The organism is Lentzea sp. NPDC051208, assembly GCF_040682435.1.
In the GTDB taxonomy this organism is placed as follows: Bacteria; Actinomycetota; Actinomycetes; order Mycobacteriales; family Pseudonocardiaceae; genus Lentzea; species Lentzea kristufekii.
In genome coordinates, this window is the sequence record NZ_JBFBAW010000040.1 from 14,986 (window position 1) to 35,877 (window position 20,892).

The 20,892-nt window shown below is 69.2% G+C and carries 19 protein-coding genes, 4 tRNA genes and 1 pseudogene; 15 read left to right on the forward strand and 9 right to left on the reverse strand.

Annotated features, from left to right (window positions below; genetic code table 11):
* Positions 1-43 precede the first annotated feature (43 nt).
* From AB0M48_RS45160 to mptB, 5 genes and pseudogenes are all read right to left on the reverse strand, one after another.
* Entirely contained in the window at positions 44-205 is a 162-nt protein-coding gene (locus AB0M48_RS45160; RefSeq protein ID WP_363855446.1) for a hypothetical protein, read from the reverse strand.
* A gap of 73 nt (positions 206-278) precedes the next feature.
* Positions 279-593: pseudogene (locus tag AB0M48_RS45165) on the reverse strand (SDR family NAD(P)-dependent oxidoreductase); the annotation flags it as partial.
* Positions 594-840: 247 nt separating this feature from the next.
* Entirely contained in the window at positions 841-1,377 is a 537-nt protein-coding gene (locus AB0M48_RS45170; protein ID WP_363855450.1) for a helix-turn-helix domain-containing protein, read from the reverse strand.
* Positions 1,374-5,021, reverse strand: coding sequence for a patatin-like protein (locus AB0M48_RS45175; protein ID WP_363855453.1), 3,648 nt, complete (start codon positions 5,019-5,021; stop codon positions 1,374-1,376). The genes AB0M48_RS45170 and AB0M48_RS45175 overlap by 4 nt, the downstream gene beginning before the upstream one ends.
* An 81-nt stretch (positions 5,022-5,102) precedes the next feature.
* Complete coding sequence (gene mptB, locus AB0M48_RS45180; protein WP_363855456.1) at positions 5,103-6,650, reverse strand: polyprenol phosphomannose-dependent alpha 1,6 mannosyltransferase MptB; 1,548 nt, start codon at positions 6,648-6,650, stop codon at positions 5,103-5,105.
* 124 nt (positions 6,651-6,774) lie between these two features.
* Between mptB and AB0M48_RS45185 the strand changes: the two genes are divergently transcribed.
* From AB0M48_RS45185 to AB0M48_RS45245, 13 genes are all read left to right on the forward strand, one after another.
* A complete protein-coding gene (locus AB0M48_RS45185; protein WP_363855458.1) occupies positions 6,775-7,446 on the forward strand; it encodes a metalloregulator ArsR/SmtB family transcription factor in 672 nt (223 codons plus the stop codon).
* Positions 7,443-8,897 carry a Fe-S cluster assembly protein SufB gene (gene sufB / locus AB0M48_RS45190; RefSeq protein WP_363855461.1) on the forward strand — a complete coding sequence of 485 codons (1,455 nt, stop codon included), beginning with the start codon at positions 7,443-7,445 and terminating at the stop codon, positions 8,895-8,897. The genes AB0M48_RS45185 and sufB overlap by 4 nt, the downstream gene beginning before the upstream one ends.
* A gap of 1 nt (position 8,898) precedes the next feature.
* Positions 8,899-10,056 (forward strand): Fe-S cluster assembly protein SufD, encoded by a 1,158-nt coding sequence (gene sufD, locus AB0M48_RS45195; protein ID WP_363855464.1) that lies wholly within the window; start codon positions 8,899-8,901, stop codon positions 10,054-10,056.
* Positions 10,053-10,367 (forward strand): non-heme iron oxygenase ferredoxin subunit, encoded by a 315-nt coding sequence (locus AB0M48_RS45200; RefSeq protein WP_363855467.1) that lies wholly within the window; start codon positions 10,053-10,055, stop codon positions 10,365-10,367. The genes sufD and AB0M48_RS45200 overlap by 4 nt, the downstream gene beginning before the upstream one ends.
* A 50-nt stretch (positions 10,368-10,417) precedes the next feature.
* Positions 10,418-11,191, forward strand: a complete 774-nt coding sequence (gene sufC / locus AB0M48_RS45205) for a Fe-S cluster assembly ATPase SufC (protein ID WP_363855470.1) — start codon at positions 10,418-10,420, stop codon at positions 11,189-11,191.
* A gap of 26 nt (positions 11,192-11,217) precedes the next feature.
* The gene (locus tag AB0M48_RS45210; protein ID WP_363855473.1) at positions 11,218-12,495 is read left to right on the forward strand and encodes a cysteine desulfurase; all 1,278 of its coding nucleotides are present in this window, start codon (positions 11,218-11,220) and stop codon (positions 12,493-12,495) included.
* Positions 12,495-12,935 (forward strand): Fe-S cluster assembly sulfur transfer protein SufU, encoded by a 441-nt coding sequence (sufU, locus tag AB0M48_RS45215; protein WP_363855476.1) that lies wholly within the window; start codon positions 12,495-12,497, stop codon positions 12,933-12,935. The genes AB0M48_RS45210 and sufU overlap by 1 nt, the downstream gene beginning before the upstream one ends.
* On the forward strand, positions 12,932-13,318 hold the full coding sequence (locus tag AB0M48_RS45220; protein WP_266041285.1) for a metal-sulfur cluster assembly factor: 387 nt from the start codon (positions 12,932-12,934) through the stop codon (positions 13,316-13,318). Before sufU ends, AB0M48_RS45220 begins: the two co-directional genes overlap by 4 nt.
* 596 nt (positions 13,319-13,914) lie before the next feature.
* Positions 13,915-13,987, forward strand: a tRNA-Gly gene (locus tag AB0M48_RS45225).
* Position 13,988: 1 nt separating this feature from the next.
* Positions 13,989-14,061 (forward strand) — tRNA-Leu (locus AB0M48_RS45230).
* Between the two features lie 86 nt (positions 14,062-14,147).
* Positions 14,148-14,225: transfer RNA gene (locus tag AB0M48_RS45235), tRNA-Ile, on the forward strand.
* Position 14,226: 1 nt separating this feature from the next.
* A tRNA-Val gene (locus AB0M48_RS45240) sits at positions 14,227-14,301 on the forward strand.
* Positions 14,302-14,316: 15 nt separating this feature from the next.
* Positions 14,317-14,766, forward strand: a complete 450-nt coding sequence (locus tag AB0M48_RS45245; protein WP_363855480.1) for an NUDIX hydrolase — start codon at positions 14,317-14,319, stop codon at positions 14,764-14,766.
* Here the strand turns inward: AB0M48_RS45245 and AB0M48_RS45250 are convergent.
* Positions 14,757-15,167, reverse strand: coding sequence for a CBS domain-containing protein (locus AB0M48_RS45250; RefSeq protein WP_363855483.1), 411 nt, complete (start codon positions 15,165-15,167; stop codon positions 14,757-14,759). The genes AB0M48_RS45245 and AB0M48_RS45250 overlap by 10 nt on opposite strands.
* 155 nt (positions 15,168-15,322) lie before the next feature.
* Between AB0M48_RS45250 and AB0M48_RS45255 the strand changes: the two genes are divergently transcribed.
* On the forward strand, positions 15,323-16,132 hold the full coding sequence (locus tag AB0M48_RS45255; protein ID WP_363855486.1) for a UbiA family prenyltransferase: 810 nt from the start codon (positions 15,323-15,325) through the stop codon (positions 16,130-16,132).
* A gap of 55 nt (positions 16,133-16,187) precedes the next feature.
* On the opposite strand, the gene AB0M48_RS45260 is transcribed toward AB0M48_RS45255, so the two are convergent.
* The 3 genes from AB0M48_RS45260 to AB0M48_RS45270 all read right to left on the reverse strand — a co-directional run bounded on the left by AB0M48_RS45260 (position 16,188) and on the right by AB0M48_RS45270 (position 20,168).
* Complete coding sequence (locus AB0M48_RS45260; RefSeq protein ID WP_363855489.1) at positions 16,188-17,252, reverse strand: glutamate--cysteine ligase; 1,065 nt, start codon at positions 17,250-17,252, stop codon at positions 16,188-16,190.
* A gap of 154 nt (positions 17,253-17,406) precedes the next feature.
* Positions 17,407-19,083, reverse strand: a complete 1,677-nt coding sequence (locus AB0M48_RS45265; protein ID WP_363855492.1) for a GGDEF domain-containing protein — start codon at positions 19,081-19,083, stop codon at positions 17,407-17,409.
* A gap of 119 nt (positions 19,084-19,202) precedes the next feature.
* A complete protein-coding gene (locus AB0M48_RS45270; protein WP_363855495.1) occupies positions 19,203-20,168 on the reverse strand; it encodes a lycopene cyclase family protein in 966 nt (321 codons plus the stop codon).
* Between the two features lie 10 nt (positions 20,169-20,178).
* Here AB0M48_RS45270 and AB0M48_RS45275 point away from each other — a divergent pair, with 10 nt between their 5' ends.
* Entirely contained in the window at positions 20,179-20,637 is a 459-nt protein-coding gene (locus AB0M48_RS45275) for a nitroreductase family deazaflavin-dependent oxidoreductase (protein WP_363855498.1), read from the forward strand.
* Positions 20,638-20,892 lie beyond the last annotated feature (255 nt).

Sequence of the window (20,892 nt, forward strand, 5' to 3'; positions counted from 1 at the left end):
GTCGCATCACGCGGCCGGACCGGCGATCTGGTCGTGCGGCACGTCACTGCTCCCCGGCGGGGAAGTCGGCGGACGCGCTGACCGCGGCCCACTTCTGAGTCTCGGCGCTGCGCCGGGCCTCCGCCGCCAGCACCGTCTCGACCGCGGCGGCACCCAGCACGAGGCGGCGCGGCGGCTCGTCCGACGCGACGACGTCGAGGATCACCTTCGCCGCGCGGGACGATCACGACCCGCACGCCGAAGGGCGCCACCTCGTTCGGCAGGACCTCGGAGAAGCCCTCCACCGCGAACTTCGCGGTCTGGTAGGCGCCCATTCCCGGCGTGCCACCGGCGCGGCCGCCGACGGACGAGAACTGCAGGAAGGTGCCGGACCGCTGCCGCCGCAGCACCGGCAGCGCCGCACGCGTCACGTTCACGACGCCGAACAGGTTCGCCTCCACCTGGGCGCGGAAGTCGGCCTCGGACATCTCCTCGATGGGCGCGCTGCCGGCGTTGTTGACGACCACGTCGAGCGAGCCGAACGCCTCGACGGCCCGGTCGACCGCCCGGCGGGCCGCGTCCCCGTCGGTCACGTCCAGCGCGACCGCGCGCACCCCTGGTCGCCGTATCGCGCGACCAGGTCTTCGAGCTGTTCCGGTCGCCGCGCCGTCGCGACGACCCGGTCACCCGCCCCCGGCGGCGGCCTCGGCCGGCCTGCGCCCGAAACCCCGCGACGCCCCGGTGATGAGCCATGTCCTCGACATCGTCCGCTCCGCTCTAAGTGTCACCTTCTATGACATTTATGACGCTGGAGGCAGCGCGATAATGCTGGGGACGGGCATGGCCCTCGTCACAGGAGGTTCAGGCGCCGACGCCGTGCAGGAACGTCTCGACCACGAGCGCGGCGGCGGGCCTGGGCTGCAGCGCGGGCATCTCCTGCGCGACCGTGTGCAGCTGGGTCTGCAACGTCCGCAACGACCACCTGGCGGGCAACCCGGCCGCGATGACCCCCGCCTGCTCGGCGCGGCGCAGGAAGTCGTCCATCCGCGCGTCCAGCTCCTCACGCCGCTCGCGGATCGCCGGGTCGGCGACGGCGCGGATGTCGACGGGCCAGTCGCGGCTGAGCCGGATGCCGCCCTCGGCGAACGCGAGCAGCGCGTCGCGGATCGGCCGGTCGTCGGCGAAGGTCGCCTCGATCAACGACTCCAGCTCGTCGAGCCGGGCGCGGTAGACCGCCAGCAGCAGGTCCTCGCGCGAGTCGAAGCGCCGGTAGACGGTCCGCTTGTCCACGCCCGCCGCTTCGGCGACGTCGGCGATCCGCGCGAGGGGGTCCGTCGCGAACATCCGTGCCGCCGCGCGCAACACCGCCTGGATGTTGCGCGTCGCGTCGGCCCTCATTTGAGCTTCGCCTCGATCCGCTGTGCCACGGCCAGCCCGGCCGGGGAGAGCGTGAGCTCCGAGGGGTGCTCACCCTCGCCCTGGATGAGGAACCGGTACAGCGACGCGTGGCCCTCCAGCCGTTCGCGCAACGTCGCCGCGACGTCGCAGCCGGGCGGGTAGATCGCCGGAACGGCCTCGTCGACGAGCTGCTCGCGCAGCCGGCGGCGTTCGATGCGGGGCACGTACCAGGGCGTGATCAGCAGCAGCGTCAGGCCGAACGCCAGCGCCGTGCCGATCACCGCCTGCCAGCCCCAGCCGCGCGGCCCGATGACCAGCAGCACGTCGGCGATCACGAGGTAGCCGATGCCGTAGACCACGGCCCACCCGGCGGTCGCGGCGGCGGGAGGCTCGGCGCGTTCCGTGCCCCACACGCCCTCGACGCGGCGCCAGCGCTGCAACGACTTGCCACCCGACAACGCCATGCGGACGCCGAACGCTCCACAGAGGATCGAAGCGGGGATCACCAGCCACGGCTTGGTGTGCAGCTCGAACTGCCACACCGACCAGACCATCCCGGCCACCACCAGCGCCACCGCCGCCTGCTTCCAGCGCCGCTGGACGATGCGCCACGGCCGGAAGTCGGCCAGCACGGCGAGCGGGGTGCGGATCGGGGACGGCAGCGAGCCGAGGACGAGCAGCGCCGCGACGACGAACGCGACACCGGCCACCGTGATCGTGCCGGTCGTGATCTCCGCCGAGTCGCCGGGCAGCCGGTCGACGGCAACGGCCGCCAACGGGATCACCGGTGAGAGCAGCACCAGGCCGTGCAGCATCGTGCCGCTGCGCAGTGCCGCGTACCCGAAGGCGCCGAGCAGGCCGGCCGCACCGAGCGCCGCGCCGGGACCGGCGGCCCACGGCGGCAGCATGCCGAACAACGCCATGACGACGAGCGCGCCGCCGACCGCGAGCCCCAGCAGGCCCAGGAACTGCGCGAGCCTGCCGCCGCGGGTCAGGCCGGTGATCGTCCAGTAGGGGAGCAGCGCGGCACCCCGCAGCACCCGCGTCACGGGCCTGACCGCGGCGAGCCCGGACCGTTCGGAGTCGGCGACCGTGACCGCGACCGCCGCGGCGGTCGCGGCCGTGCGGATCATCTGGTCCGACGCCGCCTCCTGGGTCAGCGGCTCCCGGCCGATGCCCGCGCGGTCGAAGGCGGTCAGCGCCGACATGCCCAGCGTGACCGTGTGCTCCTGCGGATACTCCAGGCGCCGCAACAGGTCCGCGTGCTCCTCCAGGAACAGCTCGCCCCGCGAACGCTTGTCCGCGCCGTCACCGCGGTCGGCGATGATCGCGGCCCGCAGCCGGGGGAGCTCCTCGCAGATGATCCGCCAGTGCAGGCCCCACGCGGCGAGTTCGGCGAGCTTCATCGACGACGGCGACAGCTCGTTCTCGGTCTCGTAGATGCCGGCGAGCTCCTTCCTGGCCTCCTCGGCGCACACGGCGACCTGCATCGGCAGCTCCAGGCCGAACATCGCCGTGACGACCTGGTCGACGACGGCCTGCGCGCGTTCGTCCGCGGTGCGCCGGTCGCCCGCCGGCCGGCCCAGCAGGTCCATGCGCCGCAACCGCCGCGGGTCGAACAGCACCCGGCACAGCATCGTCGCGCCGTCCAGCCGGCCCCAGATCCAGTCGTTCACCCGCCACGACCGCTTGAGGAACCCGGAGAACCGCGACAGCGAGGCACCGCCCGCCTTGTCGTCGGCCGTGATCGACTGCTTCGCGAACGCGTTGCGCGTCTGCAGCGACACCTGCACCAGCTCGACCGGCGTGTCCATCCCGGCCGAGGCGTCGTCGGACAGGCACGTGCCGGCGATCTCCAGCGCCAGCAGGCGGCTCAGCCACCGCTCGCCGTCGCCGAGCCCGGCCTCGGCCGCCACCACCGGGGCGTCGAGCAGCGCGTACCAGCAGACGAGCCCGCCGAGCTTCAGCCGGTGCTCGTCGAGCGCGGTGATCACCTGCTGCGCCGCGCCGGCGATCCGGCCGATCTCCGCCACCTGCGCCCTGACCTCCAGGCCGAGAGGCCCGTCGATCATGTGCTCGTGGTAGCTCGCGAGCCGGCCGGTCCAGTAGGTCTCGCCGAGCGAGTCGGACGGCTTCCAGTCGAACAGCTCCTCGCGCAGCCTGCGCAGTTCCGCGCGGACCCGGTGCAGTTCGCGGCGGGCCGCGGTGACCTCGCCGGCCTGCGCCTCCGGCACCACCCACACGATCCGCTTGAGCAGGTCGAGCACCGACGCCCCGAGGCGCTCGGCCATCGTGATGCCCCACTCCCAGCCCACGTCCTCGCGGCACACCACACCCGGCAGCCGCACGCCCGGCACGTACGGCAGGACGCCGTGCAGCTCCTTCCACTTGCGCTGCGCGGTCTCGGCGGCCCGGCGCGCCCGTTCGAACGACCAGTTCGCCGGATTTCCCCCTGCCAGCGCGAACTGCTGCGCCGTCACCTGCCGTGCCGCGAGCCGGATCTCGACGTCCTCGTAGTGGCCGAAGAGCTTGTCCGCCAGCGAGTACACCTCGCCGACGACGTCCTCGCCGCCCGCGTGCAGCCGCTCCAGCAACGCCATCCGGCTGCCCCTGCTGCCGGCGGCACGCCGGTTGTGCTCCTCGATCTTCTCGACGTAGGTCCGGCCCGCCTGGCTGGACATCGCGCCCAGCAGCCTGCCGCCGGACCCGACCGTCGTCGGTCCCTTGTCGAAGGTGTCGGCCATCGGCTCGGAACCCAGTGGCTCGGCGTGCGGGAAGACCAGCAGCATGACCCGCCGCACCGGCCCGTCCGCGGGCATCCGGTCGATGGCTTCGAGTGCCTCCTTCGTCGGCGTGTTCACGAGAACACCGCCGTCGACCGCGAACCTGCTGCGGTCGCCGCCGCCGGCCCAGCTGGCGACGTCGGCCATGTCCGGGCGGTCCGGCGTGGCCTGGCCGCCGACCGGGATGAAGCTCGGCTCGAACGCGAACGGGAAGCTGGCGCTCGACCGCGCGGCCAGCGCGAGCTGCAGCACGCGGTCGTCGAGCGTCGCGGCCGCGAAGTCGTCCCTGGTCTCCTCGCTGACCCAGTTGTAGGGGTCGCGGCGGAACGAGAACGAGCCCTGGTGCACCGACTGGGTCAGCGGCTGGCCCAGGTCGTCGTAGGTCACCGTCGGAACGCCGCCGAGCAGCGTGGTGGTGATCCGCAGGTCGATCGGGCGTGCGTCGGGCTCGGTCGGCTCGAAGTCCGTGGTGAGCCGCGCCAGCGCCTCCTGCAGCCGGGGCAGGAAGAACTCGTCGCCCTTGAGCAGCGATCCCGGCTGGCCGCGGAACGGCGTGCGCAGCAGCTGTTCCATCCGGCCCTGCTCGGCCCAGAGGTCACGCAGCCTCGTCAGGTCGGCCTGCTTGTTGACCTGCGACAACGCCAGTGCGGCGCCGTTGATGCCGCCCGCGGACGTGCCCGCGATGACGTCGGCTCTCGCCGTGCAGCCGACCAGGTCCAGCAGTGGCTGGTACACCGATCCGGGCCTGGTCAGGCGGTCGAGCTCCAGCACGACGCCGCCCATCCAGACGGCGAGGCTCACGCCACCGTTGAGCACGACGGCGAACCGGACCTCTTCCCGCGACACGGGTTGCTCGGACATGCCACGTCACCCCCTCCGGCGACGATCTTCCCCTGCTGGTCTCTCGTTCGCCGGAGGTTCGGGGTTACCGCCGGGTGGACGTCAGACCTGCCCGCCCCCGGCGGGGTCGGACCTCAGGAACGGCCCGACCCGCTTGCGCGCGATCAGCACGCAGATCGCGAACGTGATCACGGCACCCGCGACCGCCTGCGGCACGGTGTAGGCACGCCCGTCGAACGCGGACCCGGTCGGCGGCAGGATGATCGCGATGATCGCCGACGTCACCATGGCGAACATCCGGAACTTCGGCCCGACCACGGCGGTGGCCAGCGGGATCGCCGCCCACAGCACGTACCAGGGCTGCAGCACCGGCCCGAGCACCAGGATCGCGCCGAGCGCCGCGCCCAGGCCGTTCATCGCCTTGATCCGGCCCTTGAAGCTGCGCCACAGCAGCCCGACCGTGATCACCACGGAGACGGCCTGCCCGAGCAGCCGGGTCAGCGAGATCATCGCCTCGGTGTGGTTGCCGAGGCCGAGCAGGATGCCGGTGCCGGCGCCCAGGAACCCGAGCGCGGTCGGCGGCGACATCCACGACTTCACGGTCGACGCGACGTTCAGCGTCTCGACCCAGCCGAAGCCGAACCCGGTGCCGAGGCAGATCACCACCACCCCGGCCGCGGCTATGACGGCCATGATCCCGGCGACGGCGGCCAGGTGCTTGAGCTGTCCGCCGAGCTTGCGCGCCACCAGCACACCGAGGAACCCGAGCGCGGCCATCGCGGGGATCTTCACCATCGCCCCGCACACGATGACCCCGGCGCCCAGCGTGATCCAGGTCCACTTCAACGGTTCCAGCCCGCGCATCGCGAGCTCCAGGCCGACCAGCATCAGACCGAGCGCCAGGCCGTCGTTGTGCACGCCGATGACGATGTGGAACAGCACCAGCGGGTTCAGCGCACCCAGCCACAGGGCGCCGACCGGCGGCACCCCGAACCGGGCCGCGAGCCGGGGCAGCGCCCACACGATCATCCCCAGTCCGACCAGCACGAGCAGCCGGTGCACGAACACACCGGACACCACGTGGTCGCCGGTCAGCATCGCGGTCAACCGGCCGAACGCGAGGAACAGCGGCCCGTACGGCGCCGGCGTCTCCCGCCAGATGTTCGGCACACCGCGCGTGAGCACGTGGTCGACGCCCAGCGCGTTCGCCGGCCCCAGCTCGTACGGGTCGAGCCCGCGCGCCGCGATCTCGCTCTGCGCCAGGTAGGAGTACACGTCGCGGGAGAACATCGGCACGCAGAAGACCAGCGGAACGGTCCACATCAGCAGCGTGCGGTCCATCTGGCCGCGCGAGATCAGCCGCGGCCGGCCGGGCTTCACGAACCGGCCCAGCGCCAGCCAGGCCGACACGATCATGAAGATGCCGGTCCAGACGACCCCCATCGCGACACTGGGCATCCTCGAGAAAAGCCCGAGAACGGGCACGCCGTAGAGCGGCGAGTAGATGGGCGCGGCGCCGCCACCGAGGGATCCGACGGTCAGCAGCAACGCGCCGATGGTGCCCCAGCGGCGGACGATGTCCAGCTGGCGACGCTCCCGACCGTTCAAGAGGTCGCTCTCCGGAGTGATAGCTCCGCCGTTCGTGGACATGTGGGCAGGGTATCGAGCCACGTTCAGCCGTGAGTCAGGTCACCCTGTGACCGCGATCTTTGCGACCTCCGGCTAAATACGCAACACTGGTGTTGTGAAAAACGCCGAGAGCCACCTTGACGCCGTGCCGCAGCACGACGGCAAGACTCGGCGTGCTGTCGCCAGGCTCCTTCTGGAGCAGGGCCCGGTCACCGCGGCGAGCATCGCCGAGGAACTGGGCATCAGCCCCACGGCCGTGCGTCGTCACATCGACGCGCTGCTCGCGGACGGTGAGGCGACGACCAGGGACGCACCTCGGCAGACCCAACGCGGTCGTGGCCGTCCCGCGAAGTTCTTCCTGCTGACCGACGCCGGACGAGCCCGGTTCGGCCACGCCTACGACGACCTCGCGGTCGCCGCGGTCAGGTTCCTCGCCCAGACGGGTGGGGAAGAGGCTGTGCGCGCCTTCGCGCAGAGCCGTGTCGACGCGCTCGTGGACCGGCACCGTTCAGCGATCGTGGCCCAGGTCACGCCCGCCGAACGGGCGAAGGCCCTTGCGACCGCGCTGACCAGGGAGGGCTACGCTGCGTCGGCGCGAAACGTCGGGGTGGGTGAGCAGTTGTGCCAGCACCACTGCCCAGTCGCCCACGTTGCCGCCGAGTTCCCCCAGCTGTGCGAGACCGAGACGGAGACGTTCGCGAACCTCCTCGGTACCCACGTGCAGCGCCTCGCGACGATCGCCCGCGGCCACGCCGTGTGCACGACGCACATCCCGAACGTTCCACGGATCCCAGATGATGGAGGGGAGCCCGCATGACTACCGCTGCCGAGCAGCGCACGCCCACCACGGTGCAGTCTCCGCTCACGCAGGAAGAGACCATTGCGTCTCTCGGCAACTACGAGTTCGGCTGGGCCGACTCGGACACTGCCGGCGCGAGCGCACGCCGAGGCCTCAGCGAGGATGTCGTCCGCGACATCTCGGCGAAGAAGAGCGAGCCCGAGTGGATGCTCGAGTACCGGTTGAAGGCGCTCAAGCTCTTCGACCTCAAGCCGATGCCGAGCTGGGGCGCTGACCTCTCTGGGATCGACTTCGACTCGATCAAGTACTTCGTGCGATCGACCGAGAAGCAGGCCACCTCCTGGGAGGACCTGCCCGAGGAGATCAAGAACACCTACGACCGCCTGGGCATCCCGGAGGCCGAGAAGCAGCGCCTCGTCGCCGGTGTCGCCGCCCAGTACGAGTCCGAGGTCGTCTACCACCAGATCCGCGAGGACCTGGAGCAGCAGGGTGTCCTCTTCCTCGACACCGACACCGCTCTGAAGGAGCAGCCGGAGCTCTTCCGGGAGTACTTCGGCTCCGTCATCCCCGCGGGTGACAACAAGTTCTCGGCGCTCAACGCCGCGACGTGGTCCGGTGGCTCGTTCATCTACGTGCCGAAGGGCGTGCACGTGGACATCCCGCTGCAGGCCTACTTCCGGATCAACACCGAGAACATGGGTCAGTTCGAGCGCACGCTGATCATCGTCGACGAGGGTGCCTACGTGCACTACGTCGAGGGTTGCACCGCGCCGATCTACTCCTCGGACTCGCTGCACTCGGCCGTGGTCGAGATCATCGTGAAGAAGGGCGGCCGCTGCCGCTACACGACGATCCAGAACTGGTCGAACAACGTCTACAACCTGGTCACCAAGCGCGCCAAGGCCGAAGAGGGCGCGACCATGGAGTGGGTCGACGGCAACATCGGCTCCAAGGTGACCATGAAGTACCCGGCGGTCTGGCTGATGGGCGAGCACGCCAAGGGCGAGGTCCTCTCGATCGCGTTCGCGGGCGAGGGCCAGCACCAGGACGCCGGCGCCAAGATGGTCCACATGGCCCCGCACACCTCCTCGACCATCGTGTCGAAGTCGGTGGCGCGTGGCGGTGGCCGCACGTCGTACCGCGGCCTGGTCCAGGTCAACAAGCGGGCGCACCACTCGAAGTCCACGGTGAAGTGCGACGCGCTGCTGGTCGACACCATCAGCCGCTCGGACACCTACCCGTACGTCGACGTCCGCGAGGACGACGTGCAGATGGGTCACGAGGCCACGGTCTCGAAGGTCTCCGAGGACCAGCTGTTCTACCTGATGTCGCGCGGCCTCAACGAGGACGAGGCCATGGCGATGATCGTGCGCGGGTTCGTCGAGCCCATCGCGCGCGAGCTCCCCATGGAGTACGCCCTCGAGCTGAACCGCCTGATCGAACTGCAGATGGAAGGGGCCGTCGGCTGACATGGCCGCCCTGTCTACGAAACCTCACTCCCACGGAGCCGTCGTTCCCGTCTCCTCGCGCGCGGAGCACTTCACGTCCTACGACGTGAACGCGTTCGAGGTACCGGGCGGCCGTGAGGAGATCTGGCGCTTCACGCCTCTCAAGCGTCTTGCCGGTCTGCACTCCGGCGCTGCGGCAACGGGTACCGCTGCCGTCGAGGTGAACGCCGCCTCCGGTGTCACCGTCGAGACGGTCGGTCGTGACGACGACCGCCTCGGCAAGGCCGGCGTTCCCGGCGACCGCGTCGCGGCGCAGGCCTACTCCTCGTTCGAGCAGGCCACGATCGTGACGCTGCCCGGCGACGCGAAGACCGAGCCGACCACCGTCACGGTGACCGGCGCGGGCACCGGAACCGTTGCCTACGGCCACATCCAGATCAAGGCCTCGCAGTTCGCCGAGGGCACCGTGATCCTGGACTTCCGCGGTTCCGGCGCGTACGCGGACAACGTCGAGTTCCTCGTCGCGGACGGCGCTCACCTCACGGTGATCACCATCCACGACTGGGCCGACGACGCCGTGCACGTCTCGCAGCACCACGTGAAGCTCGGCCGCGACGCGACCATCAAGCACACCGTGGTCACGCTCGGCGGCGACGTCGTGCGCGTGACGCCGGTCGTGCAGTACGCGGGTCGCGGTGGTGACGCGGAGCTGTTCGGTCTGTACTTCGCGGACGCGGGCCAGCACCAGGAGCACCGGCCGTTCATCGACCACGGGCAGCCCAACTGCCGCAGCAACGTCGTCTACAAGGGCGCGTTGCAGGGCGCGGGCGCGCACGCGGTGTGGATCGGCGACGTGCTCATCCGTGCCGCTGCCGAGGGCACCGAGACGTTCGAGCTGAACCGGAACCTGATCCTGACCGACGGCGCGCGCGCCGACTCGGTGCCGAACCTGGAGATCGAGACCGGCGAGATCGAGGGTGCGGGCCACGCCAGCGCCACCGGCCGGTTCGACGACGAGCAGCTGTTCTACCTGCAGGCGCGCGGCATCCCGGAGGACCAGGCACGGCGTCTCGTCGTGCGCGGCTTCTTCCAGGAGCTGATCGCGAAGATCCACGTCCCCGAGGTGCGCGAGCGCCTCGAGGCCGCCATCGAGGCAGAGCTCGAGGCGGTCGGCACGTGATCAAGGTGTGTGCACTGTCCGAACTGGACGACCGCAAGCCGTTCGCCGCCAGTGTCGACGACGTCGACGTCGTCCTGGTGCGCAGCGGCGAGCGGGTGCACGCCCTCGCGGATCTGTGCTCGCACGCCGCGGTGTCGCTGAGCGAGGGCGAGGTCTCCCGCAAGGGGATCGAGTGCTGGTTGCACGGGTCGTGCTTCGACCTGGAGACCGGCGCGCCCTCGTCGCCACCCGCCAGCGAACCGGTCGACGTCTACGCCGTCGACATCCGTGACGGCGACGTGTTCGTCGACGTCACCGTCACCACGAACTGACTTCTAGCCCAGCGCTAGCTTTCCATTGGCAACCAGGAGAACCGCAAGTCATGGCCACCCTTGAGATCAAGGACCTGCACGTCTCGGTCGTCAGCGAGGACGCTCCCAAGGAGATCCTCAAGGGCGTCGACCTGACGATCAAGGCCGGCGAGACGCACGCCATCATGGGCCCCAACGGCTCCGGCAAGTCCACGCTGTCCTACGCGATCGCCGGTCACCCGAAGTACACGATCACCTCGGGCACCGTCACGCTCGACGGTGAGGACGTCCTCGAGATGTCCGTCGACGAGCGCGCCCGCGCCGGCCTGTTCCTCGCCATGCAGTACCCGGTCGAGGTCCCCGGCGTCTCGATGTCGAACTTCCTGCGCACCGCCGCCACCGCCGTCCGCGGCGAGGCCCCGAACCTCCGCCACTGGGTGAAGGAGGTCAAGGGCGCGATGGCCGACCTCGACATCGACCCGGCGTTCGCCGAGCGTTCGGTGAACGAGGGCTTCTCCGGCGGTGAGAAGAAGCGCCACGAGATCCTGCAGCTGGGCCTGCTCCAGCCGAAGGTCGCGATCCTCGACGAGACCGACTCCGGTCTCGACGTCGACGCCCTGCGCGTCGTGTCCGAGGGCGTCAACCGCTACAAGGCCTCCGGTGAGGTCGGCGTCATGCTGATCACGCACTACACCCGGATCCTCAAGTACATCCAGCCGGACTTCGTGCACGTCTTCGCGAACGGCCGGATCGTCGAGTCCGGTGGCCGCGAGCTGGCCGACGTGCTCGAGTCCGAGGGTTACGTGAAGTACACCGGCAAGACGGAAGCCGCAGCCATTTCCTAGCGTTACAGGTGTTGAGAGGAGGCGCTGTGACCACCACCGCAGCACCACTGGACGTAACCGCCCTCAGGGCGGACTTCCCCATCCTGTCTCGCACCGTTCGTGACGGGAAGCGCCTGGTCTACCTGGACTCCGGCGCCACCTCGCAACGCCCGACGCAGGTACTGGACGCTGAAAAGGCTTTCCTGCAGCAGCACAACGCCGCTGTGCACCGGGGAGCCCACCAGCTCGCGGAGGAAGCGACCGACGCGTACGAGGGTGCGCGTCAGCGCATCGCGGACTTCGTCGGCGCCGACTTCGGCGAGCTGGTGTTCACCAAGAACGCCACCGAGGGGTTCAACCTCGTGGCGTACGCGATGGGCAACGCCGCGACCTCGGGTCCCGAGGCCGCGCGCTTCGTCGTGGGTCCCGGCGACGAGATCGTCGTGACCGAGATGGAGCACCACGCGAACCTCGTTCCGTGGCAGCAGCTCGCGTCCCGCACGGGTGCGACGCTGAAGTGGTTCACGCTGACCCAGGACGGTCGTCTCGACCTGTCCGATGTGGACAGCGTGATCACGCCGCGCACCAAGGTCGTCGCGTTCACGCACCAGTCGAACGTGACCGGCGTGATCAACCCGGTCGACGTGCTCGTCGCAGCGGCGCAGAAGGTCGGCGCGCTGACGGTGCTGGACGCGTGCCAGTCCGTTCCGCACAGCCCGGTCGACTTCCACCGGCTCGGCGTCGACTTCGCGGCGTTCTCCGGCCACAAGATGCTCGGCCCGTCCGGCATCGGTGTCCTCTACGGACGCCGTGAGCTGCTGGAGGCGTTGCCCCCCTTCATCACCGGTGGGTCGATGATCGAGCAGGTGTTGATGGAGGGCTCGTCGTTCGCCCCGCCGCCGCAGCGCTTCGAGGCCGGTTCGCCGATGACGTCCCAGGCCGTCGGTCTGGGTGCCGCGGTGGACTACCTCAGCGTCGTCGGCATGGAGCGGGTCAACGCTCACGAGCACGCGCTGACCGTCGCCGCGCTGGAAGGCCTTTCGGGCGTCAAGGGTGTTCGCCTGATCGGCCCGCAGGACGCGGTCGCCAGGGGTGGCGCCGTGCCGTTCGAGATCGAGGGCGTCCACCCGCACGACGCCGGCCAGGTGCTCGACAGCCTGGGCATCGCCGTGCGCGTCGGCCACCACTGCGCGTGGCCGCTGCACCGCTGCCTGAACGCCCAGTCGTCGGTGCGCGCGTCGTTCTACCTGTACAACACGCTGGACGAGGTCGACGCACTGGTCGACGGCGTCCGCGAGGCGCAGAAGTTCTTCGGGGTGGCCTGATGCAGCTCCAGCAGATGTACCAGGAGATCATCCTGGACCACTACAAGAACCCGCACGGCCGTGGCCTGCGCGACCCGTTCGACGCGGAGTCGTTCCAGGTCAACCCGACCTGCGGTGACGAGGTGACCCTCCGGGTCCACCTGGTCGACGACGTGGTGAAGGACGTCTCCTACGACGGCCAGGGCTGCTCGATCAGCCAGGCCTCGACGTCGGTGTTGACCGACCTCGTCGTGGGTAAGCCCGTGGGTGAGGCGTTCAAGAAGATGGACGCGTTCGTCGAACTCATGCAGGGCCGCGGCAAGGTGGAACCGGACGAGGACGTCCTCGAGGACGGCATCGCCTTCGCCGGTGTCGCGAAGTACCCGGCGCGCGTGAAGTGCGCGCTGCTGGGCTGGATGGCCTTCAAAGACGCAGTAGCACGAAGCCAGGGAGCAGCATGAGCACCGAAGAAGTCGTCCGGGGAGCCGAAGGCATGCCGGTCTTCGAGCCCAAAGCTGACGTCGCCGCGCTGGACGACCTCGAAGAGGCGATGCGCGACGTCGTGGACCCGGAGCTCGGCATCAACGTCGTCGACCTCGGGCTCGTCTACGACATCCACGTCGACGAGAAGAACGTCGCCACCATCGACATGACGCTGACGTCCGCGGCCTGCCCGCTGACCGACGTCATCGAGGACCAGACCCGCGCGGCCCTCACCGGTGGCGCGGGCGGCGGCCTCGTGTCGGACTTCCGCATCAACTGGGTGTGGATGCCGCCGTGGGGCCCGGAGAAGATCACCGACGACGGCCGCGAGCAGCTGCGCGCGCTGGGCTTCACCGTCTGACGTTCCCCCAGTGTTGCAACGGCGCGCATCCATCGGATGCGCGCCGTTGCCGTTTCCAGGCTGAGTCCGGTACCAGGACGAACGTCTACGGCTCTTGGTAGGGCGGTTCTCCGTTGGGCACCTCGTCCGGGAACACCGACGACGGCCTGATTCACGGTCTGCCCGCGGAATCAATCGCGCCGCAGCCGCGCGCCTTGAGGCTTGACCGTACGAAGTTCCCCAGTGGTGCAACGTTGTGCATCCGCAGGATGGGCGCTGTTCGCCTGAGTAGAATTAAATGCGTTGCGAGCGTGCGAGACGGTCGCATAGCTTGATCCCATCACGAACAACAGAGATCAACCGGAGGAAGACATGCTTGCCAAGACTCAGCTCGCGGGATGGCGAATTCTCGCCCTCATCGCCGGCGGTCTGCTGGCGGTGGCGTGGGGCTCCACGCCATGACCTGATCCCCAGGTCATGACCTCGGAGCCGCCCACGGAGAACGTGGGCGGTTTTCTTTTTGCCACCCAAATGCCGATGAGCTTTGGAAGCGGAACGGATTCCAAACCCGTTTCCCGAGGGTTCGATTCCTTCCATCGGTGCTGCTCGAAAACAATGCGGTCGTGGTGAACTCGGCGGACACGTCGGTCTTCCAAACCGAAGAAGAGGGTTCGATGCCCTCCGACCGCTCGCCCCGGTAGCCCAACGGAAGAGGCAACGCGCTCAGAACGCGTCCAGTGCAGGTTCGAATCCTGCCTGGGGCACGACACAACTGAATCAGGGGGACGCGCCGGCGCGCAGGTGATCCTTGCAAGATCGCCCTGGAGGGTTCGACACCCTCGTCTTCCACCGTCCCGTAGCTCAGCCCGGTGAGAGCGTCCGTCTGATACGCGGTAGGTCCCAGGTTCAAGTCCTGGCGGGACGACCACCGTCCGGTAGCTCAGCGGAAGAGCGTCTGCCCTACAAGCAGAGGGTCCCAGGTTCGAACCCTGGCCGGACGACCACCGTACAAAGGAACTGTGGATCACAGCAGCAGAGCGCTCTCGGGCGCGGGCGCCCTCTTCTTCGACGAAGCAGGGCGTCTCCTGCTCGTGGAGCCCACCTACAAGCCGCACTGGGAGATCCCGGGCGGGGTGATCGAGCACGGCGAGACGCCGAGCGAGGCCTGCCGCCGCGAGATCGAGGAGGAACTGGGCCTGGTCAGGGAACCCGGCCGCCTGCTCGTGGCCGACTGGGCACCGCGCGACGGCGAGGACCGCGTCCTGTTCGTCTTCGAAGGCGGCCTGCTCGCCGCGGGCGACCACATCCGCCTGCAGGCCGAAGAGCTCAGGTCGTACGAGTTCGTGCCCCCGTCCGAGGCCGGGAAACGCCTGATCCCCAGGCTCGCCCGCAGGGTCGCGGAAGCGTTGCTGGCAAGGGAATCAGGCGAGACCCGGTACTTGGAGCACGGCAGGTCGCGTCAGGCGTAGACCCGTTCGACGAACGCAGCCAGCTTGTCCTCCGGCAGGTGCCTCGCGAGGTCCGCCTCGGACACCATGCCGACCAGCCGGTGGTCCTCGATGACCGGCAGCCGCCGGATCTGGTGCTCTCCCATGGTCTCGAGCACGTGGTCCAGCGGGTCCTCCGCGTCGACCCAGTGGACGTGGCCGCCGAACTCGCCGGCGCGGGTCGTGGCGAGGTCCATTCCCTCCGCCACGGCCCTGATCACGATGTCGCGGTCGGTGATGATTCCGTGCAGCCGGTCGTCCTTGCCGCAGATCGGCAGGGAACCGACGTCGAGGTCCCGCATCATGCGGGCGGCCTCGACGAGGCTCGCGTCCTCGGCCACGCACTGCACTCCGGGGTGCATGATGTCGCGCGCTGTCGTCACAACCTCCTCCTTCCGGCCTTTCCTCCAGCATCCGCCCACCTCGACGACCCCGCAGATCAGTCCTCTGAACGGCTTAATGCCCTGTCTGGCGAACGGCCCACACTGCTACTCTCTGTGTTCCTAGGGTTACGCAGTTGCCATCTCCGGGGGCCGCGATGAGGCTGTTGGCGCCCTTCGGCGCGCACTACGCGTGCGCCGCCTCCTGGGGTGCCTGCTACGCAGCGAGGATCGACGTCGCCGTGGTGATCGCGGTGCTCGCGAACTTCGTCGCGATCGTCTCCGGCAATCCCCTCAACGCCTACGCCGACGTCCGCAACGACACCCACACCGCCGGCAAACGTCATCTGGCACAGGCGGTCCGGGAGATCGGCGCGCGGAGGGTCCTCACGCTGGCGATCTTCGAGATGATCTTCGCGCTCGCCCTGGCCGTCGTCGTGTCGTGGAAGGTCGCGATCGGTGTCGGGCTGGTCCTGGTGCTGTACCTGGCCTACAACCTCGAACCGATCAGGCTGAAGCGGCGCGGGTACGCCGGTCCGGTGGCGCTGGCGATGGCCGCCAGCCTGCTGCCGAGCGTGACGGCCTACGCGGCGGCCGGGGGACAGGCCGAACCGGCGGTGTGGCTGCTGTTCTCCGGAGTCGCCACCCTCGCCGCCGGCCGGGCGCTCTGGTGGGCCGTTTCCGACCGGGCCGGCGACGCCCAGGCCGGGTCACACACCCCGGCCGTCCTGTACGGCACGCGTCACGCCGTCAACGCGACCGTTCAGCTCACCGTCGGCGGCCTGCTGCTGGTCGGCGGCGGACTGTGGTTCCGGTTCGGCCCGTTCTGGGCGGGCGTCGGCGTCGCGGCGTGCTCGGCGTTCCTGCTCACACGAGACCTGCCGGCAGCGCGTCAGCAGTTGCGCCACGGCATGTCCCTGACCGTCGCGTCGACGATCGTGCTGGCCGCGATTCCTCTGCTCGCCTAGGGCTTGTGCGCGGGGCCGCCTCATCCGTGGAAGTTCTCCGGACGGCTCACCCGGCTCAGACCGGTGAGGTCTGCGCCACCAGGAACCGCACCACGTCGTCCAGCCTGCCGCGCCGCGCGAACGCCCGGCGCTGCCGCACCGCCCCCGTACCGTCGAGCAGCAACCGGTCGATCGCGGTGGTCACCATCTCGTGGTCACCGGAGAACTCCAGCGCCGGCCTGATCCACCGCAGCAGTGACGCGACGATCGACGACGCGGGCGTGGGCGCACCCGTCACCGGGTCGATGCCGAAACCCTCCAGGCCGTCACGCGCGGCCCGCCACATCGCGACCTTCAGCAGGTGCGGCGGCAGGTTCACCGGCGCGGTACCGCAACTCAGCGCGGTGGCGGCGATTCCGCGCACCAGGGCGGCCATCAGCACGGCCTCCTCGACCGTCGGCGCGACGTCGGAGACCCGCAACTCCAGCGTGGGGTGACGGGCGGAGAGCCGGACGTCCCAGTAGAGCATCCCGGCGTCCATCGCCGCGCCGCTCGCGATGATCTCCTCCCGTGCCGCGTAGTACTCGGCCGCGGAGTCGAAGTGCGGCGGCGCACCCGAAGTGGGCCAACGGTTCCAGACCACGTACCGCCAGCTCGCGTACCCCGTGTCGCCGTAGAGCCAGTACGGCGAGTTCGCTCCCAGCGCCAGCAACGTGGGCAGCCACGGCCGCAGGTGGTTGCTCACGAAGATCTTCGACTCGTCGTCGGGCAGGCCGACGTGCACATGACAGCCGCAGATCGCGAGGTCGTTGGTGAGCGCGCCCATCTCCTGCGCCATCCGGTGGTAGCGCGGGGAGTTCGTCAGCGGCGTCGGCATCGTGAGGCCCAGCACGGGCGTCCCGGTGGCGGCCAGCCTCGCGTCGTGACGCGCGGCCCGTTCGATCAACGCCCGGCGCGCCACGACCAGCTGCTCGCGCAGCACGGCCATGTCCGTGCAGATGCCGCTGGCCGATTCCACCTGGTATTGCGCGATTTCCGGCTGCAGGTCCACCTCGAACCGGTCCGCGCCCGCCAGCACTTCGTTGGCACGGTTGGCCAAATGGCCCGTGGAGGCTTCGACGAGAACGAATTCTTCTTCCACGCCAACGGTGAGGAGGCCGTCAATGCTTCTGCGCTGCGCGGGTACCGATTGAGTTCTGCTGCCGACCTGCACGCCGAACCTCCTGTGCACTGAGTAGCACGCTCGATGCTATGAGTGATCAGCGCGCCGCACAGGAGGCGTTCGGTTGTACTTGTTAACTCACCGCGCGTTGCGCGACACCACGCAGCACGTCGCGTCGTTCGGTGCCCGGCCGGCCCATGACCCAGCTGGACCCGGCGAGCGACTTCGCGTGCTCCTTGACTGGCGCCAACAACCGCGACACCTCGCGATACGACCCCACTGATCCCGGCGCACAGATAAGGGTCGCAAGAGAGAGGGTGACGTGTCGTCCCTCTGCCGTGTACGGCTTGTCCAGCAGACGAGCACTCAGCGGCACCGTCTCGTCGAGCCCCGCCAAGAGGAGGAAGTCGTCACCACCGACGTGCCCGACCTGCGTGCCGGGGAACGCGTGCGCGAGATCCGCCAGGTCGTGCCCGATCTCGCGGATCAGGTCGTCCCCCGCCGCGAAGCCGACCGTGTCGTTGACCAGCTTGAAGCTGTCGACGTCCAACCAGGAGATCGCGAAGATCTCGCCGAGCTCGATGCGCCTGTCCACTTCCTTCGCGACCGCGTCGCTACCGGGAAGACGCGTCAGCGGACTCAGCGCGGCGGCCTGCTCCACCTTGAGCTCGGCGACACCGCGCACAACGTCGGCCACGCGCACAACACCCATGCACCGCTCGTTGTGGTCCACGACGATGAGGTCGTCGTTCGTGCGCTCACGGTTCGCACCCGTCACCACGTCCAGAAGGTCGAGCGCGGACGACTCGGTGCCGATGACGTGTGGCTTGTCCGCGAGACGCGCGGCTTCTCTCTTGGCGTGCAGGGCGTGTCCGTACGGACCGGTCACCGCGAGCAGGAACCGGTTGCGGTCCACCGACCACTTCGGGCGGCCCTCGTCGTCCACGAGAACGACACCCGTGACCGAAGGCTGCGAGGCCAGCACCTCCCGCACCTCTTCGCTCGTGGCGTTCTCGGGCAGCACCGTGGCGGGGTGCAGGAAGGCCGTGATCCGGGGACCCGTGTTGCTGCGCCGGATCTCGCCGGTCTCCGTGACCGCCTCGGGCGCGATGCGGGCGTTCACCGCCGGCCTTCGCTGCGGGGGCGCGAGGAGCCTGCCCTGCGCGTACCCGACCCCCAGCTTGCGCAGGTAGGTCAGTTCCGCCTCGGTCTCCACGCCCTCGGCCACGACCTGGCCGCCCGTGTACTCGCCGAGGTGCACCAGCGACTTCACCAGCGCGCCCCGCGCGGCGTCGCCGGGCAGCGAGCGGACGATCTCGCGGTCGAGCTTGACGTAGTCCGGCGAGGCGCTGGTCAGCAGACCGAGCGGCACGTCACCCTCGCCCACGCAGTCGAGCGCGATGCGGAAACCGTTAGTCCGCAGCGTCTGCATCCCGCGGGCCAGCCGGCCGCGGTTGGCGCGGGAGTACGGCTCGCCGATCTCGATGACGATGCTGTCCGGCGACCGGCCCGTGTCCCTCAGAGCCCCGTAGAGAGGGCTCATGACCTCGGGCTTGTCCGCGATCGTGATCGCGAGCAGGTTCACGTGCAACGGCAGCAGCAGGTCGAAGTCGGCCGCGGACCGGATCGCCCGGCAGGCGAGTCCGACATCGGCGTTGGCCAGCAGGCCCGCCCGGAAGGCGGCCTGGAGCAGATCCTGCACGCTGCCGTCGTGCGGCCGGGCCAGAGCCTCGATCGCGACGACGCCCCCGGTGTTCAGGTTGAACAGCGGCTGGAAGGCGAACCTGACGTCATCCAGCAATGCGGGCACGGACCGATCGTGCCGGTGCGAACGAGCGGCTCCAAGCGGGTTCACCAGCTGTTCACGAGGTTGGCGACCATTTGCCACGCCAGGGCTGCGTTGGGTGACACCGCGTTCACGCTGGGAGTTCAGCGCGGAAGTTTCCACCTGAGGTGGCCTGGAGACATGCGGAACAACGCGAGCATGGCGGCTGCTGTTCCTTTGACGTCCTCACGGCCGGACAGGTACGCACGCTGATGCTCCGGCGCTAGCCGGAAGAACACCTCGAAGAAGTCCAGCGTCTCGTCCGGGCTGAGGCGGAGAAGCGCTTCAAGGCCCCTCATGCGCATCGCGTGGACGAGACGCGCTTTCATCGGCCAGATGACGTGCTTGGGGTCCTCGTTCGCCTTGATCGCCGCGGCGACTCGCGGCGCGAGCTGCAGCGAAGTGGCGACGCTGTAGCCGGTGGCGGGGTGGATGAAGCCGGCCGCGGCGCCGAACGCGTTGCCCTCGGCCCTCGGTGCGTCGAGGGGGAAGCGCACGCGTTCCTCTTCCGCGCCTGGGGCGAGGCGAGCGTGCAAGCGTTCACGGAGTTCCGCCAACGGCACGGCGGGCCTGCCCGCCAAGCAGGTTTCCTCCACCAGGACGCGGTTGGCACCTAGAGGGACCGTGTAGAGGAACGTGTCGCCTTTGCCGCGCCAGTCCATCAGCGTGGTCTCGGTGCTGTCCGACTCGATGACCGTGCCTACAGCCGTTTGCTCGGCACGGCCCTTGCGCGCACCTGTCGCGTTGAACGTGTACCGGGCCGGCTCCGGCCGTTGAAGTACTTCGACCGTGTCGGGCAGTTCGTGGAGTTTGACGTTGTCGAGGATGACGTAGGTGCGCTGAAGCTGGTGCTCCTCGCGCGCGTACGCGCGAACAACGGTGCTCACCGACCTGGTCGGTGTGTCGGGCGGGAGCTCGTCGGCCCACGCGCCGTACGTCGCCGTCCAGGGACGATGTGGACGGCGATCGACTATCGCTGTGTGGAGGCCTTCATGCGCACACGCCCGTGCGAGAGCACGGCCGGCCGGACCTCCACCGATCACCACCACGTCGAACGTCACGAGGTCCATGATTGACCTTGTGGCCAAGACCTACCGCCAGCACCTCGTCCGTCGCGTCGGCAACGTCGTCGTCAGTCGCGCCGTTGCGCTCGGCATCGCGCCCTCCCACTACGTGCTGCTGACCATCCGTGGCCGGCGCAGTGGTGCTGAGCGGACGATTCCCATTCGCCTGATGTCATACGACGACCAGGAGTGGCTTGTCGCGCCGTACGGCGTTCGCGACTGGGTGCACAACGCACGGGCAGCCGGTTCTGCGGTCCTGCGAAGGGGACGCAGGTCACGTCAAGTCGTTTTGAACGAGGTTTCCGCGGCCGTTGCGGCGCCCGTGCTGGCCGCTTATGTGCGCAAAGAGCCCGTGACGAGGCCTTTCTTCGACGCGCGGGTCGGCGACCCCGTCTCGGCGTTCGAGGCGGAGGCAGACCGCCATCCGGTGTTCGCGGTGACGAACGCGCAGGTCACCGGCGGTGCAGGCGCTTAGGTGACCCCCCGATTTGGAGATCGAAAGTGCCCCGTGTAATGTTCTCCAAGTCAGAGCGACACGGGCCGGGAAACAAGCCGGAACGGGCCTGACCACAAAGCCGGAAGACAAAGAGCCTCTAAGAGGCCGATTTGACACCGGCGAGCAAGACCAAATAAGCTTGCAACACAAGCCCCGGAAGTAAGTCAGCGTAAAGCTGATGTGACTGCGGTGTGCGCGTGTTCTTTGAGAACTCAACAGCGTGCCGAAACACAG